The organism is Xanthomonas sp. NCPPB 1638 (assembly GCF_041475635.2).
GTDB lineage: Bacteria > Pseudomonadota > Gammaproteobacteria > Xanthomonadales > Xanthomonadaceae > Xanthomonas > Xanthomonas cucurbitae.
The window spans coordinates 4,520,732-4,536,127 of sequence record NZ_CM192984.1 but is presented as its reverse complement, the minus strand read 5'-3'; the positions used below and the strand labels follow the sequence as shown (position 1 = coordinate 4,536,127).

Below are 15,396 nucleotides of genomic sequence, written 5' to 3'. Positions count from 1 at the left end.
GGGCGTTTCCCGGCAATGCCGGTCGCGGCCGGGTCCGCTTCTACGGATGCTGATCTGGCAGCGCTGCAACCAGGCTGAGCAATGCATCTTCGGCAACACCGACATGCGGTGCGATACGGAGACGTCCATGCCGCCGCGTGCAGATCGCTCCAAGTTCGCCGAAGGTCTTCGCCACCGTTTCCAACTGCCATGCTGGCGGCTGCAGGGCCGTCAGATGCGGTGCGTGCCCCGCCGGGCACCAGCTGCCCAGCCCACGGGCCTGTAGGGCCGCATCCCACTGCGCGGTGAGCGCGCCCAGCGCCTGCCCGATGCGCACCGGCTGCCATGCACTGACCTGCTGCAGCGCCACCGTCGCCATCGCAATGCGCAACGGATCGGCAACGCCCCCTGCATCGAAGCGGCGCGCGCCGTCGCGATACTGCGGCGCTTGCGCACTCGGAAATTCCCAACTGCTGCCGGCATCACGGCCAAGCCAGTGTTCTTCGATCGGTACACCCTGCGCGCGCCAGTGCGGCGCCGCCCACAGCCAAGCCAAGCCCATCGGCCCCAGCAACCATTTGTGGCCGACACTGACCACGAACTCGGGCTTCCAGCGCGGCAGGTCGTTGGGCAACACGCCCAGGCTCTGGCTCAGGTCCAGCACCAGCGCCGCGCCGCGAGCCTGCAGCGCGGCGCTGATGCGGTCCAGATCCAGTTGTCGTCCATCCAGCCAATACGCCTGCGGCAGGCTGGCAATACGCAGCGCCGGAGTTTGGGCAATCGCCTGCAATACCGCATCGGTCAACACGGTGCCGGTGCTGGTCGGTACCGCCACGATCCGCCCACCCACCTCCGCACAGCGGCGTTGCCAGATCAGCAGGTTGGACGGGAATTGCCCCTCCAGTACCAGCACCGCGTCGCCGCGTTGCAGTGGCAGGTTGCGTGCGGCCGTGGCCAGGCCATGTGCGGCCGATGGCAGCAAGGCCACCGCGTCGGCATCGTGGTCGAACAGGCCGGCCGCAAGCGTGCGCAGCTGTTCGATCTGCTGCAGCCACGCATCGAAGGGCAATCGCCAGGGCGTGGCCAGTGCATCCACCGCCTGATGCGCTACCTGCTGCACCGCGCGCAACAACGGCCCGCGCGAAGCGGCGTCCAGGTAGACCAATTCATCGGGGAGCGCGAATGCCTGCTGGCGGTGTGCCCAATCCAGAGGGATGGGGAGCGGGCTGGACAACAAGGGCGATGACATGCCGACAGCTTACCGCTGACCGCCATCGCACCGACACGGCGCGTTCACGGGCGCTCCCCAAGCATATGACGATGCCTGCACCCTCACCCTTGCTGGTCGACCACCAGCACCAGCAGCGCCGCCTGTTGGAATGCTACGCGCAGACCCGCGCGCTCAGCGACCGCCTCGCCGCACCGCTGAGCGCCGAAGATGCCATGGTGCAGAGCATGCCCGATGCCAGCCCCAGCAAATGGCACCTGGCACATACCACCTGGTTTTTCGAACGGTTCGTACTGCAGGCCGACCCGGGCTACCGCGTGTTCGATCCGGCCTGGGATTTCCTGTTCAACAGCTACTACCAGAGCGTGGGCCCGATGCATGCACGCGCGCGCCGCGGCGTGTTGTCGCGACCGTCGTTGCAGCAGGTGCGCGACTATCGCGCGGCGGTGGATACGCAGATGCAGCAACGCCTGTGCGACGGCCTGCTGGATGCGCAGACTTGCACCATCGTGCAACTGGGCATCCAGCATGAGCAGCAACATCAGGAGCTGCTGCTGACCGATATCAAGCACGCGCTGTGGAGCAACCCGCTGCAGCCTGCCTATCGCAATACGCCTGCAGCGCCGCTGGTCGTCGGCAGCGCGGTGCGCTGGCATGCGCGCGAGGAGCAGATTGCACAGATCGGCGCGCCGGCCTGGCCGCACAGCGAGCGCTTCGCCTACGACAACGAGTCGCCACGTCACCGGGTGCTGGTCGGTACGCATGCGCTGGCCAGCCGTGTGGTCAGCAATGCCGAATTCCAGCAGTTCATCGACGACGGCGGCTACCGCAACGCTGGCGCCTGGCTCAGCGACGGCTGGGCGATGGTGCAGTCGCAGGGCTGGCAGCATCCGCTGTACTGGGATGCGCAGGGACGCGAGTTCACCCTGGACGGGTGGCGCATGCGCGATCCGCATGCGCCGGTCTGCCATCTGAGCCTGTTCGAGGCCGATGCCTTCGCGCGCTGGGCCGGAGCACGCCTGCCCACCGAAGCCGAGTGGGAACTGGCTGCTACAGGCGTGCCGGTGCAGGGCAACTTCGTCGAGAGCGATGCCTTGCATCCGCGCGGCGCGCAGGCTGTGGACACCGGCCTGCAGCAGTTGTTCGGCGATGTCTGGGAATGGACGGGCAGTGCGTATCTGCCGTATCCGGGCTTTGCGCCATGGCCGGGGTCGCTGGGCGAATACAACGGCAAATTCATGAACGCGCAATGGGTGCTTCGCGGCGGCAGTTGTGCCACGCCGGCCAGCCACATGCGCGCCAGTTACCGCAACTTTTTCCCCTCCGACGCGCGCTGGCAGTTTGCCGGTGTGCGCCTTGCCAAGGATCTGCCGTGAACGCTGCCGCCCATGCCATGCAACGCGCCCAGGCCGCGCTGACGGACCTGCGTCCGCAGCCGGACGACATCACCGCCGATGCGCTGGCCGGGCTGTCGCAAACGCCCAAGACCCTGCCCTCCAAGTATTTCTACGATGCGCGCGGCTCGCAGTTGTTCGAGGCCATTACCCGGCAGCCGGAGTATTACCTCACCAGCACCGAACTGAGCTTGCTGGACGCCAGCATGGGCGCGATCGCACAGGCCATCGGTGCCGGCGTGCACGTGGTGGAATACGGCAGCGGCAGCGGCCGCAAGACCGAGCTGCTGCTGCAAGGCCTGCGCGACGTGGTGGCCTACACCCCGCTGGAGATCTCGCGCACCGCGCTGCTGGAAAGCACCGCGCGGTTGGCCCAGCAGTTTCCGCAGATCCAGCTGCTGCCGGTCTGCACCGACTTCACCAAGCCATTGCGGCTGCCCACCGCACAGCGCCCGGCGCGCCGGCATCTGGTGTTCTTCCCCGGCTCGACGTTGGGCAATTTCACCGACACTGCGGCTATTGCACTGATGGATGCAATGCGCCAGACCATGGGCAGCGACGGTTGCGCGTTGATCGGCATCGATCTGGACAAGGATGCCGACCTGATCGAAGCCGCCTACAACGACGCTGCCGGCGTCACTGCCGAGTTCACCTTGAACCTGCTGGCGCGGCTCAACCGCGAGATCGGCAGCGATTTCGATCTCGACGGTTTCCGCCACCACGCGGTGTATGCGCGCGAACGCGGCCGCATCGAAACCTTCCTCATCAGCCAGCGCGACCAGCGCGTGCAGGTGGGTGGACGGGAATTTACCTTTGCCAAAGGCGAGGCGATGCAGGTTGAATACAGCTACAAGTACACCGATGCGCGTTTCGCCGAGCTGGCCGCTGCGGCCGGGCTCAAGGTCACCCATGGCTGGAACGATGCCAAAGACTGGTTCGGTCTGCGTTTGCTGCGTCCGTTGTAAGCCGCAGGTGGTCAGCGAGCAGCGGCCGGCCGATGCGCAGATTGTCGCGGTCATGCGGCAGCTGCTCGCACAGCGGCGGCCGCAGCACTCCATCTGCCCTTCGGAGGTTGCGCGTGCATTGAGCGATGACGCGGCGGTGTGGCGTGCCTTGATGCCGCAGGTGCGCGCGGTGGCAGCCGAGGCGGCGGAGCAGGGCATCGTGCGGATCACCCAACAGGGGCAGCGCGTGGAGATTGCCACGCTGCGTGGGCCGATCCGATTGATGCGCGGGCCGCACTTCGATTGACGCTACGTGGATTGGATAAGCCACCTGCCGTGTGATCGCATCGAACCGATCAATCCGGCTGCAACAGCTTGCGCATGCGGCTGCATGCGTTGGCGATTTCCCCCACCAGAGCTTCCAGGATCGGGTGCGCGACGCCTTCCCGCGCAAGCGCAACAAGCAGTTCCTGCGCGCGATCGGGCATGTCGCTGGCGACCCGGTGCATCCATGCAAGGCACTCCGATGCGTCCAGGCGCAATGTGCTGGCGACCTGTACCCAGTCGCTCGGACGGATGTCCCACCAGCGATAATGGCTGCCCATCTTCATTGCCAGTTTGATCCGACGTCGCTGCAGCTGCGGGTACGGCAGAGCGCTGGAAATGTCGTAGAGCGGCGCCAGACGAACCTGCCCGCCCTGGCCGAGCAGCAGTGAATAGTTTTTCGCGTGTGCGTCGGTGCCGCCGATCAGATAATTGAAGGCCAGCGCCTGGAACAGGGTTTCGACGTCTTGCCGCGGCTGCGACGAGTGCGTCCATAAGAGCTGTGATATCGCCTCAACGCCAGGGCCGCCCTGGTTCTGATACTTGATCTGCGGCATCACTCCCAGCGCCTGGCAGATATCTTCCTGGTGGATGCGCAGCAGCGTTCCGTCGATCTGCAGACGATCGTAGCGCTCGACGCAAATGGCGGTCTCCTCGCCAAAGCGCAGCGCCTGGCAGGCCGCAGTCGGTAGCCCGATGCTGTTCGCCAGGCGCAGGCAGAACAGCTCGTTTTCGACGAACCCGTCGTATTCGCCGCTCGGTGGTTTGAGGATGTGCGTGGTCGGGATGCGTCCGGCCGGGATGGCCCACTGCCGCCCATCATGCAGCAAGGCAATCTTTGCCTGCGCGCCGGCCAGGCTGAACTGACCGACATCATCGACCTGACGTGCCGCGCCAATGTCGCGACGCAGTCTGCGCAGGCGCGTTTCCAGTTCGGCATCCGTCAGAACTTCGATGCTATCGCTGGCGCCGGACAGCACGTCCGCGAGCCGGTCTTCGGTGACGAATTGCACCGCCCCGGCACAGTCCTCACCAACGTGCGCCAACAGGGCAAGCGGGTTGCGCGGCGAGACCTGAAATCTGGAGGCCCAGCGTTGCACTGTCGTTTCGTTGTCGGGCAGCAAGCCCCACAACACCGCACCAACGGCCGCGGTTGGGTGATCTTCCCGGCTGAGGGGAAGATTCAATGAAAGCGGTAACGCGTTCTTCGATCGTTGCCAATCGCGTGTGTAGGCAAATAGCGGGCGGCCATGCGCGTCGGAGCTCAGATGACCGATCACCTGATCTCCAATCAACGTCAATAGCCTCATCGATCGTCCTTTTTCTTCGAGGCGGACGTGACGGCGGATTTTTTTGCTGTAGCAACGACCTTCGGTTCATCGAGCACCGAAAACTGCTTTTTCAAGACCCCGTGTGCTGGATGCCGCTTGTGGAATGTATCGATAGTCGAGTACGCGGTCTTGAATGCTTGTTGCGACAGGGCGGAGAACGAACTGGGGGTGGCGCTGTTGGATGGATGAGCAACGCCGGTGCCTGGCGGCAGGGTGCCGCGGTGACGTTCAAGGATTGCATCGAGATTGATCGATGCGGCGGGGATGGGGTCGAGCATTTCGCACTCCTGCGCCTGAGCGGCGCCCGGGCTCAGCGCTAGCTGCAGTCCCAGCACGTGCAGCGCCCTGAGGATCAATTGCAGCTCGGCGCGCGGCTTGCCCTTCTCGATGTCGACGATCCACTGTCGGCTCACACCGATCTGCTTGGCAAGGCGAACCTGATCCCAACCAAGATGCTTGCGCCTTGCGCGGATGACGTTGCCGATATCGGAAGGGGTGCGTACGGTGTCCATGTAGCCGAATGTAAGCGATCGACGACACTGCCGCAATGTCGGCGATCGCTGACATTCAGACATGGAAATCAGCAGGCCTGCTGGAGTCACCGAACGATTACATGGGAGGGATGTCATCGATCGATGACATTACACCGCCTGCACCACATGTAACGCCCTCGGATTGCGCCACTGCACCAGTAACGCCGCCTCGCGCGCCTTGGCCTCGCGCAGGTGCGCATGCTTGATGTGGCCATAGCCGCGGATATGTTCGGGAATGCTGGCAATCTGCGCGGCCAGGCCCACGTTGTCGGCATCCAGGCGGTCCAGCAAACCCTCCACCGTTGCGAGGTAATCGGCGATGAGCGCCCGCTCGCCACGCCGCTCGGCGGTGTAGCCGAACACGTCCAGCCTGCTGCCGCGCAGGAACTTCAACCGTGCCAGCAGCTTGAAGGCGGTGAACATCCACGGCCCGTACTCGCGCTTGATGAGATTGCCCTGCGCATCCTTCTTTGCCAGCAACGGCGGCGCCAGATGGAAGCGCAGCGTGTAATCGCCTTCGAACTGCTGCTGCAGCCGACGCTGGAAGTCGCCGCGCGTGTACAGCCGCGCCACTTCGTATTCGTCCTTGTAGGCCATCAGCTTGAAGGCGTAACGGGCTACCGCTTCGGTCAGCGCGCTGCTGCCGGGCACGCGCTGTGCCTCGTGGCTGCGCACGCGTTCGACCAACGCGCGGTAGCGCTGCGCGTAGGCTGCATCCTGGTAGTCGGTCAGGAAGGCGATGCGACGCGCGATGGCGTCGTCCAGCGAGGGCGCCAGTTGTTCGTCATCGAGCGGGGCGGTCGGTGCATCAACGTCGCCGTGCAGCGTGCCGCCATCGGTTTGCGCCAACGCGCGCGGCGCACTCTGGCCGCTGAGGTCATGGTCTTCCCAACGGCCTGGCACGCGTGCCGCCGGCGTGTCGCCTTGCAGGTGCGCCGGTGCGCCCGAGCCGGGCAGGCCCGCAGCGCGCTGCACGGCCGGTAGATCCACTGCGGCCAGCCGGCCCCAGGCAAAGGCCTGCTGGTTCATCGCCACCGCCGCGCCATTGAGCTCGATCGCGCGCATCAGCGCCGCATGCGACAACGGCACCAGCCCATGCTGCCAGGCGTAGCCCAGCACGAACAGATTGCTGGCGATGGCATCGCCCAACAGGGCGGTGGCCAGTTGCGTGGCATCCAGCAGCAATGGATCGCGCCCACCCAGTGCGGTACGCACGCCGGCGATGATCTCGGCGGCGGGGAATTGCAGATCCGGCTGGGTGGTGAACGTGCCGGGCATCGCTTCGTAGGTGTTGAGCACCACCTCGGTGCGGCCATCGCGCACCTTGGACAGCGCCCAATAATCGTTGACCACCACCATGTCGCAGCCCAGCACCAGATCCGCTTCGCCGGCAGCGATGCGCACCGCGTGGATGTCGTCGGGCTGGCGGGCGATGCGGATATGCGTGGTCACCGCGCCGCCTTTCTGCGCCAGGCCGGTCTGGTCCAGCACGGTGGCGCCCTTGCCTTCCAGATGCCCGGCCATGCCCAGCAGCGCGCCGATGGTCACCACCCCGGTGCCGCCGACGCCGGTGATGAGGATGTTCCAGGGCTGTTCCAGCGCCGTGCGCTGCGGCGGTGCGGGCAGCGTCTCCAGCAACGCGCTGGCATCGCGTTGTTTGCCCTTGCGCGGTGCGCCGCCATGCACGGTGACAAAGCTCGGGCAAAAGCCCGAGACGCAGGAATAATCCTTGTTGCAGTTGGACTGGTCGATCTGGCGCTTGCGCCCGAATTCGGTGTCCTTCGGCAACACCGACACGCAAAAACTCTTCTCGCCGCAATCGCCGCAGCCTTCGCACACCAGCGAATTGATCATCACCCGCTTGGGCGGGTCGATGAGCTTGCCGCGTTTGCGACGACGCCGTTTTTCGGTGGCGCAGGTCTGGTCGAAGATCAGGATCGACACGCCCTTGACCGTGCGCAGGTGCTGCTGCACGGCATCCAGTTCACCACGATCGTGAAACGCGACCTCAGGCGGAAACAGGTCACGTCGCCGCGTCCATTTGCCGATGTCGTCGCTGACCACCGCAATCTCATGGATGCCTTCGGCACGCAGTTGATGCGCAATGTCCGGCACGCTGAGCGTGCCGTCCACCGGCTGGCCACCGGTCATGGCCACCGCATCGTTGTAGAGGATCTTGTAGGTGATGTTGACCCCGGTGGCGACCGACTGCCGGATCGCCAGCGAGCCGCTGTGGAAGTAGGTGCCATCGCCCAGGTTCTGGAACACGTGCGGGGTATCGGTGAACGGTGCCTGCCCGGACCACGTGACGCCTTCGCCCCCCATATGGGTAAAGGTATCGGTGGCGCGATTCATCCACGTCACCATGTAGTGGCAACCGATGCCGCCCAGTGCACGCGAGCCTTCCGGCACCGCGGTGGAGGTGTTGTGCGGGCAGCCGGAGCAGTAGTGCGGCACGCGCGGGAACTGCGCGCGGGGCAGCGCCATTTCCGCTTCCTTGGCATCCATCCAGCGCAACCGTTGCTCGATCGAATCGGTATTGATCGTGCCCGCTTGCAGCAGGCGCAGGATGCGCCTGCCGATCACCGCAGCGATGGTGGCCGGGGTCAGCTCGCCGGTGGAAGGCAGGATCCACGCGCCGTGCTCGTCGTACTTGCCGACGATGCTCGGCCGCGCGCCGGCGCTGGCCGGCCAGTTGTAGAACAGCTCCTTCATCTGCCGCTCGATGAAGGCCTTCTTTTCCTCCACCACCACGATGTCTTCCAGCCCGCGGGCAAACGCGCTGATGCCCACCGGTTCCAGCGGCCAGGTCATGCCGACCTTGTAGACGCGGATGCCGATCTGCGCACAGGCGTATGCATCCAGGCCCAGGTATTCCAGCGCCTGCAACACGTCCAGGTAGCTCTTGCCGGTGGTGACGATGCCCAGCCGGGCCTGTGGCGAATCCAGCACCACCTTGTCGATGCCGTTGGCACGGGCGAACGCCTGCGCGGCGGCCACTGCATAGCGATGCAGGCGCATCTCCTGGTCCACCGGCGGGTCTGGCCAGCGGATGCTCAAGCCCCCCGGTGGCAGCGCGAAGTCCTCCGGCAGCACGATGCTGCGCGCGAACGGGTTCACCTGCACCGAGGCGGACGATTCCACCGTCTCGGCGATGGTCTTGAAGCCGATCCAGCGGCCGGTGTAACGGCTCATCGCCCAGCCGAGCAGACCCATGTCCAGGATGTCCTGCACCCCGGCCGGGTTGAGGATGGGCATCATCGCGCTGACGAATTCGTCTTCCGAGCCATGGGGCAGGGTCGAACTGCGGCACGCGTGGTCGTCGGCGGCCAGCGCCAGCACGCCGCCGTAGGGGGAGGTGCCGGCGGCATTGCCGTGCTTGAACACGTCGCCGCTGCGGTCCACGCCCGGGCCCTTGCCGTACCACATGCCGTACACGCCCTGCACCTTGGCGCCGGGGAACAGGTTGGTCTGCTGGGTGCCCCACACCATGGTGGCGGCCAGGTCCTCGTTGAGGCCGGGGGTGAAGGTCACCCTGGCTGCGTCCAGATGCTTGCGTGCGCGCCACAGTTCCAGGTCCAACCCGCCCAGCGGGCTGCCGCGATACCCGCTGACGAAGCCGGCCGTGTCCAGCCCGGCGGCCTGATCGCGCAGCCGCTGCATCAGCGGCAGCCGCACCAGCGCCTGCACGCCCGACAGGTAGATGCGGCCGTCGGCGCGCGTGTATTTGTGCTCCAGCGTGTAGTCCGCATCCACCCGGACGAGCTCCGGCGTATTGGCAGCGTCTGGAGAGGAAAGTGCAGCGGTACTGGTCATGGCGTGCCCGGAAAGGGTGGCTGTGAGCTGGGACGTCTCATCTGAAACTGCATGACCCGTCCGACGGCTCTAAAATGGCGACCGGAAGTGTAGCAGCCAGTCTTCACGCGCCTAGGCGGTGCACGGATGCATGCCCGTCGCGCTGCGGTTAGGATGGGAACGGGAACCATCGTTTGCTGTCAGGGGAAAACACGGTGAAAAGGAAATACGCATGGGCCGCACTGGTCCTGCTCGGGGGCGTGTGGTCGTTGGCGCAGGCACAAGGTCTGCCCAAGCCAAAAGAGTTCTATTTCGACGAAGACCGCGCCACGACCAAGCCGGTGGTGGCGGTGCAGGGACATGGCGACGCCGTTGTCGATCGCCTGGCCACGATCGTGCAGCGTGACGCACGTGCCGCCGAACCGCGCGCGCAGCTGGCCTCGCTGGCCTACGCTGGCGGGCGGACCCAGTTGGGCGATGAGCTTTACCAGGGCGCGCTGGCGCTGGTCTCCAGTGGCAGCCAGCAATACCGCGCCATCACCTGGAACTACGGCTGGGACCTGCTGCGTGCCGACAAGCCGGACCAGGCGCTGCAGCAGTGGGCCAACCTGGCCACCGGCCGCCCGGCTGCGCCGGAATGGTTGCCTACTGCCGCCGCACTGGCGTTGTGGCGCGCCGGCCGCAAGCAGGAGGCGACCGAGTGGTACGCCGCCGCCGTGCGCACCTGGCCGGACCGTTGGGGCAGTACCGCCAACTACGCCAGCCTGCTGCCGGACTGGCGCGAGGTCGATCGCACCGGCCTGGCGGAGGTGTTCGCGGCCTGGCAGGCCAATCCGCCGGCGTCGCCGTAACCGGCGCGCCGTGCGGGCAATGCCTGCGGTTGGCGTTGCCGCTGGCGACCAGCGAGATCTGCGGCTTGGCGGCAAGGGGCGTTGCCGCCACGCGCCGATCCGGGCGCGCCGCGCGTCGTGCGATGCTGTGGCCGGCTTTCTGACGGACACGATGTCGCCATGGCGGTGGATGCATTTGCGTTGATCCTGGCGATGCTGGGGCTGGGCCTGGTATTTGCACGGTGCAAGGTATTGCCGGACAACAGCGCCGACGTGCTCAACCGCATCGTGCTGTACATCTGCCTGCCGGCCTCGGTGCTGACCTATGTGCCGCGGCTGCATCTGGATGCATCGCTAGGCGGGTTGATCGCCACGCCCTGGCTGCTGACCGCACTCATCGTGCCGTTGCTATGGGGCTGCAGCCGCCTGCTGCGCATCGGTCGCGCCCACTACGCCGCGCTGTTGATGTGCGTGGTGTTCACCAACTCCAGCTTCATCGGCTTTCCGATGGTGCGTGCGCTGCTTGGCGATCAAGCCCTGCCGTACGCGGTGGTCTACGACCAGTTCGGCACCTTCGTGCTGCTGTCCACGTTCGGCCTGTATGTGCTGGCGCGCTACAGCGGCGATAGCCCGCCCACCGCCAGGGTGATCGCGCAGCGGATGCTGCGATTCCCGCCGTTGTGGGCGCTGCTGTTCGCGCTGACGCTGATGCCCGGGCAGCCACCGGGCTGGATCGGCGCCGGCCTGAAGAGCCTGGCCGATGCCATGCTGCCACTGGTGATGCTGGCGGTGGGTTTCTCGCTGCAGCTGCGCCTGCCGGCCGAGGAGCTCAAGCCACTGGCGCTGGGCCTGGTGTTCAAGCTGGCGGTGATGCCGATCCTGGCGTTGCCGCTGTCCTGGGCGCTTGGCCTGCATGGGCTGATGCTGCAGACCACTGTGCTGGAGTCGGCCATGCCCAGCATGATTACCGCCGCTGCGCTGGCGATCTCGCATCGCCTGGCACCACGTCTGGCCGCAGCCATGGTCGGCTACAGCATCCTGCTGTCGCTGTTGACCCTGCCCGCGTGGGCCTGGTGGCTGGCGCAGCTGGCGCGCTGACCTCAAGCGTCCCCATGCACGCTGGCACATCCGCGTTGCGGCCTCGCTCGCCAGGCGTTGCCGGCATGCCGGCGCGTTTAACGTTTTTCAACTACTTCCTCACCCGGCTGCGGTGTACGCTGCCTGCCAGCTCCCGGAAGCGAGGCGTGCATGAAGACAGTCCTGGTGGCCGCTTCCAAAGGCGGCGTCGGCAAGACCACGATCGCCACCAATCTGGCCGCACATGCGGCGTTGCAGGGCCAGCGCACCGTGCTGGCCGATGCCGACCCCCAGGGGTCGTCCACGCGCTGGGCGCAGCGCCGGGCCAGTCTGGAAAGCGCGGTCTTGCCGATCGATGCCACCAAACGCCGCAACTGGCAGGCCGCCGTGCCCGAGGGCACCGATTACCTGGTCATCGATGCCCCGGCCGGCGCCATGGCAGATGACCTGGGCGGTTTCCTGGACCATGTCGATGCCGTCGTGGTGCCGGTGTTGTCGTCGGCGCTGGATATCGAAGCGGTGGTGGGCTTCCTCAACACCCTGGCCAAGGTGCCGCGCGTGCATCAGCGCAAACTGCCGGTGGGGCTGGTGCTCAATCGCGCCCGTCCCTGGACCCAGACCTCGCAACAGGCCGCCGAGATGATCGGCAGCTGGCCGTACCCGCTGGTGGCCCAGCTGCGCGATACCCAGGCCTATGTCGTCATGGCCGGCCTGGGGCGCAGCTTGTTCGACTACCGCTCGGCGCAGGTGCGCGACCATCAACAGGACTGGGAGCCACTGCTGAAGTGGCTCAAAAAGTCCTAGAACCGGAACGTTCCCAATGCGCGAATTGATCTTGTTGCGACATGCCCATGCCGAGCCGGCCGACACCGGCCAGGCCGACCTCGACCGCCCGCTGTCGCCGCACGGCATTGCCGAAGCCGAGGCCGCCGGGCGCTGGCTGCGCGAACAGCGGCTGGTGCCCGACCGGGTGCTGTGCTCGCCGGCCCGGCGCGCGCGCGAAACCCTGGAAGCGGTGCTCGAACTCACCGGCTACATCGAACAACGCCTGGACGAGCGCATCTACGAGGCCACCCCCGGCACCCTGGCCAGCCTGGTGGACGAACACCGCGACGCCGAGCGCCTGCTACTGGTCGGGCACAACCCGGGCCTGGAACGCCTGGCGGCGCTGATGCATAGCGGCCAGAGCGGTGACTACCGCGGCATGCCGACCGCCTCGATCGCGCTGCTGGCGCTTCCGCTGGAGGCCACCATCGAGCCGGGCATCGCCCGCCTGACCGCGTTCTGGTGGCCTTGATCGGTGTCACTGTCGCTGCGCTGGGTCGCCTGGCTGGCGCTGTGGGCCGCGTTGCCCTGCCTCGCGCAGCAGCAGGTGCATGTGATCGACCCGGCGCAATCGCGCTTCGGGTTCGAGATCAGGACCCGCTTCGGCATGAAGATCGAGGGCTTGTTTCCGCGTTTTCATGGTGAGGTGGTGGAGCTGGCCGACGGACGCGAACAGGTGCGTTTTCGGCTGGACGCCACCCAGGTGGAGATCCCCGGCAAGGACCGCTACACCGGCTGGATGCGCGGCGAGGATTTCTTCGACGTGGCCCGCTACCCGGTGGTGGAGTTCGAGTCGTTGCCCTACACCCGGGGCGTTGTCACGCAGGGGGGCGACATCCTCGGCAACCTGACCATCCGCGGAATCACCCACATGGAAACCCTGCATGTGGCGTCCGCGGAGTGCGCCCGGCCGGGCTATGATTGCGAGGTGATCAGCCGGGGTACGGTCCTGCGTGGACGTTATGGAATGAATGCGTGGCAGATGGCCCTGGGCGACAGGGTGATATTCATTTTGCGCGGGCGTCTGCAGGAGGCGCGGCGCCCGTGAAGTGGCTGTTGAAGGTCCTGGTGCTGGCAACATTGTTGCCGGGCACCGGATGTGCGGGTCTGTCGAACATCGAACGCACCCGGGCCGCCGCCGTGGCCGCTGCCGCGCGCAGCAGTGTGGTGGAGTGCACCCAGGCCAACCATTGCGCCCTGCCTTCGCCGTTGCGCACGCTGGGGGGCGATACGATGAGCGCCTCCACGCCAAGCGCACCGCGCCACTACGCCACCATCGTCGACCATGGCGAAGAATCGCTGGTGGCCCGGCTCAACCTGATCCGCAGCGCTACCCGCAGCATCGACCTGCAGACCTATATCTTCGACAAGGACGACAGCGCGCGCATGGTGCTGGATGCCTTGACCGACGCCGCCAGGCGCGGGGTCAAGGTACGCATCCTGATCGACCAGCTTTCGGCGATCACCGACCTGCAGATTCTCGGTGCGCTGGCCGGCAGCCATGAAAACCTGCAGCTGCGTATCTACAACCCCACCTTCGGCAAGGTCAAGCTCAGTTACTTCGACTACGTTGGCAGCGTGCTGTGCTGTTTCCGGCGCTTCAACCAGCGCATGCACAACAAGCTGCTGGTGGTGGACGACGTGCTGGGCGTGGTGGGCGGGCGCAACTACCAGGACGACTATTACGACTGGGACAGCGAATACAACTTCCGCGACCGCGACGTGATCCTGGCCGGACCGGAAGTGCGCGCCATGGCCGCCAACTTCGATGCGTTCTGGCGCGCGCGGCGCAGCATCCCGGTCGAACGACTGAACGATGTGGGCCGCTTGTTGCTGGAGCAGGGCGTGCCGCAGATGCCGCCGGCGCAGTTCCGCCGCCCGGACCGGGTGGCGCGGGTAGATCGCGAGGCGCGCGATCCGCAGTTCGTGCGCGATGCCTTCGTCACCCCGGCCATGCCGGTGCAACGCGTGCTGTACGTGGCCGACCTGCCGCAGAAGCATCGCAAGGACCACGCCGCCAAGGCGGTATCCACCGCGCCGGAACTGGACAGCCTGATCGCCGGCGCGCAGCAGGAAGTGCTGTTGCAGACGCCGTACCTGGTGTTGTCCGACCAGGCGCAGGCGATCTTCCGCAGCCTGCGCGCCCGCCCGCTGCCGCCGCGCATCGTGGTGTCCAGCAATAGCCTGGCGGCTACCGACAACCCCATCGTGTATGCGTTGTCGTACAAGTTCAAACGCCGCAACCTGCGCGAACTGGGCTTCAACGTCTACGAGTTCAAGCCGTTTCCGCTGGACGCACCGGTGGACTACGCCAACCTGGTGCCGGACCCGCTCAACCCGGCGTTGCAGACCAACGAAGACAGCCGCGACAACCGCCTGATCGGTGGCAGCGCGGCCGGCAATGCGATGCGTGGCAGCAGTGGCGGTGGGGCAGACAAAGCGCCGGCGAGCGCGCTGCGCGGCAGCAGCGGTGGCGGCCGGGCGCCCGGCGGCAGCGCGGTTGATCGCCGCGTGCTGCGGACCGAAACCCGGCCCTCGTTCCTGGGCACGCGTGCGGTCAACAAACCGCTGCCGGTGACCCGTGCCGGCGCACGCATGGGTCTGCACGCCAAATCGTTGGTGGTGGACCGCCGCATCGGCGTGATCGGCACGCACAACTTCGACCCGCGCAGCGAGAACTACAACACCGAGGCGGCGGTGGTGATCGACGATGTGCGCTTTGCGCAGGCGCTGGCGGCGAGCATCGAACGCGACATCAGCCCGGAGAATGCTTGGACGGTGGCGTCGCGCGAGAAGCCGCCGGTCCTCAGTGGTCTGAACTACAGCGTGGGCAAGATGTCCGAAGCGCTGCCGGTGCTGGATTTCTGGCCCTGGCGCTACGCTACCAACTACGAGTTCCAGCCCGGCCCGGGCTGCCCGTTCCCACTCAAGCGGCAGGACCCGCAATTCCGCCAGTGCTATGTGGCGGTCGGCGATTTCCCCGAGGTCAACGTGGGGCCGAAGTGGCTGCTGGTGCGCATGCTCACAGCGTTTGGCGCCGGCCTGGTGCCGATTCTCTGAGCACCCCGCTGCCGGGACGTGCAGCGGGCGCATGCAACGCTCCCGCCCGGTCTGTCACCGTCGTGGCAGTGCAGCG

13 protein-coding genes are annotated in these 15,396 nt (G+C 66.3%); 9 read left to right on the top strand and 4 right to left on the bottom strand.

Annotated features, from left to right (window positions below):
* Window positions 1–40: 40 nt before the first annotated feature.
* Entirely contained in the window at window positions 41–1,228 is a 1,188-nt protein-coding gene (locus ACCQ13_RS19765; protein ID WP_104601975.1) for an aminotransferase class V-fold PLP-dependent enzyme, read from the bottom strand.
* A 65-nt stretch (window positions 1,229–1,293) separates the two neighbouring features.
* Here ACCQ13_RS19765 and egtB point away from each other — a divergent pair, with 65 nt between their 5' ends.
* From egtB to ACCQ13_RS19750, 3 genes are read left to right on the top strand one after another with little or no spacing between them, the layout of a single operon-like run.
* Window positions 1,294–2,583 carry an ergothioneine biosynthesis protein EgtB gene (gene egtB, locus ACCQ13_RS19760; protein WP_167526982.1) on the top strand — a complete coding sequence of 430 codons (1,290 nt, stop codon included), beginning with the start codon at window positions 1,294–1,296 and terminating at the stop codon, window positions 2,581–2,583.
* Window positions 2,580–3,566 (top strand): L-histidine N(alpha)-methyltransferase, encoded by a 987-nt coding sequence (gene egtD / locus ACCQ13_RS19755; protein ID WP_159407834.1) that lies wholly within the window; start codon window positions 2,580–2,582, stop codon window positions 3,564–3,566. Before egtB ends, egtD begins: the two co-directional genes overlap by 4 nt.
* A 52-nt stretch (window positions 3,567–3,618) precedes the next feature.
* Window positions 3,619–3,852: a DUF3253 domain-containing protein gene (locus ACCQ13_RS19750; protein WP_249027592.1), complete on the top strand. Its 234-nt coding sequence runs from the start codon at window positions 3,619–3,621 to the stop codon at window positions 3,850–3,852.
* Between the two features lie 49 nt (window positions 3,853–3,901).
* On the opposite strand, the gene ACCQ13_RS19745 is transcribed toward ACCQ13_RS19750, so the two are convergent.
* From ACCQ13_RS19745 to ACCQ13_RS19735, 3 genes are all read right to left on the bottom strand, one after another.
* Window positions 3,902–5,179 carry a type II toxin-antitoxin system HipA family toxin gene (locus ACCQ13_RS19745; protein WP_104601972.1) on the bottom strand — a complete coding sequence of 426 codons (1,278 nt, stop codon included), beginning with the start codon at window positions 5,177–5,179 and terminating at the stop codon, window positions 3,902–3,904.
* Entirely contained in the window at window positions 5,176–5,712 is a 537-nt protein-coding gene (locus ACCQ13_RS19740; RefSeq protein ID WP_159407833.1) for a helix-turn-helix transcriptional regulator, read from the bottom strand. Before ACCQ13_RS19740 ends, ACCQ13_RS19745 begins: the two co-directional genes overlap by 4 nt.
* A gap of 129 nt (window positions 5,713–5,841) precedes the next feature.
* Window positions 5,842–9,549: an indolepyruvate ferredoxin oxidoreductase family protein gene (locus ACCQ13_RS19735; RefSeq protein ID WP_159407832.1), complete on the bottom strand. Its 3,708-nt coding sequence runs from the start codon at window positions 9,547–9,549 to the stop codon at window positions 5,842–5,844.
* 194 nt (window positions 9,550–9,743) lie between these two features.
* On the opposite strand from ACCQ13_RS19735, the gene ACCQ13_RS19730 reads away from it, so the two are divergent.
* The 6 genes from ACCQ13_RS19730 to ACCQ13_RS19705 all read left to right on the top strand — a co-directional run bounded on the left by ACCQ13_RS19730 (window position 9,744) and on the right by ACCQ13_RS19705 (window position 15,320).
* Complete coding sequence (locus ACCQ13_RS19730; protein WP_159407831.1) at window positions 9,744–10,379, top strand: tetratricopeptide repeat protein; 636 nt, start codon at window positions 9,744–9,746, stop codon at window positions 10,377–10,379.
* Between the two features lie 159 nt (window positions 10,380–10,538).
* Entirely contained in the window at window positions 10,539–11,456 is a 918-nt protein-coding gene (locus ACCQ13_RS19725) for an AEC family transporter (RefSeq protein WP_159407830.1), read from the top strand.
* A gap of 150 nt (window positions 11,457–11,606) precedes the next feature.
* Window positions 11,607–12,239, top strand: coding sequence for a nucleotide-binding protein (locus ACCQ13_RS19720; RefSeq protein WP_159407829.1), 633 nt, complete (start codon window positions 11,607–11,609; stop codon window positions 12,237–12,239).
* 16 nt (window positions 12,240–12,255) lie between these two features.
* Complete coding sequence (locus ACCQ13_RS19715) at window positions 12,256–12,732, top strand: SixA phosphatase family protein (protein WP_104601966.1); 477 nt, start codon at window positions 12,256–12,258, stop codon at window positions 12,730–12,732.
* A gap of 3 nt (window positions 12,733–12,735) precedes the next feature.
* Window positions 12,736–13,308 carry a YceI family protein gene (locus ACCQ13_RS19710; RefSeq protein WP_159407828.1) on the top strand — a complete coding sequence of 191 codons (573 nt, stop codon included), beginning with the start codon at window positions 12,736–12,738 and terminating at the stop codon, window positions 13,306–13,308.
* Entirely contained in the window at window positions 13,305–15,320 is a 2,016-nt protein-coding gene (locus ACCQ13_RS19705) for a phospholipase D family protein (protein WP_159407827.1), read from the top strand. The genes ACCQ13_RS19710 and ACCQ13_RS19705 overlap by 4 nt, the downstream gene beginning before the upstream one ends.
* Window positions 15,321–15,396: the final 76 nt, after the last annotated feature.

Bases quoted from the DNA above. Each gene is read 5' to 3' on its own strand.
- ACCQ13_RS19765 (WP_104601975.1), bottom strand. From the start codon at position 1,228: ATGTCATCGCCCTTGTTGTCCAGCCCGCTCCCCATCCCTCTGGATTGG.
- egtB (WP_167526982.1), top strand. From the start codon at position 1,294: ATGACGATGCCTGCACCCTCACCCTTGCTGGTCGACCACCAGCACCAG.
- ACCQ13_RS19750 (WP_249027592.1), top strand. From the start codon at position 3,619: ATGCGGCAGCTGCTCGCACAGCGGCGGCCGCAGCACTCCATCTGCCCT.
- ACCQ13_RS19745 (WP_104601972.1), bottom strand. From the start codon at position 5,179: ATGAGGCTATTGACGTTGATTGGAGATCAGGTGATCGGTCATCTGAGC.
- ACCQ13_RS19740 (WP_159407833.1), bottom strand. From the start codon at position 5,712: ATGGACACCGTACGCACCCCTTCCGATATCGGCAACGTCATCCGCGCA.
- ACCQ13_RS19735 (WP_159407832.1), bottom strand. From the start codon at position 9,549: ATGACCAGTACCGCTGCACTTTCCTCTCCAGACGCTGCCAATACGCCG.
- ACCQ13_RS19725 (WP_159407830.1), top strand. From the start codon at position 10,539: ATGGCGGTGGATGCATTTGCGTTGATCCTGGCGATGCTGGGGCTGGGC.
- ACCQ13_RS19720 (WP_159407829.1), top strand. From the start codon at position 11,607: ATGAAGACAGTCCTGGTGGCCGCTTCCAAAGGCGGCGTCGGCAAGACC.
- ACCQ13_RS19715 (WP_104601966.1), top strand. From the start codon at position 12,256: ATGCGCGAATTGATCTTGTTGCGACATGCCCATGCCGAGCCGGCCGAC.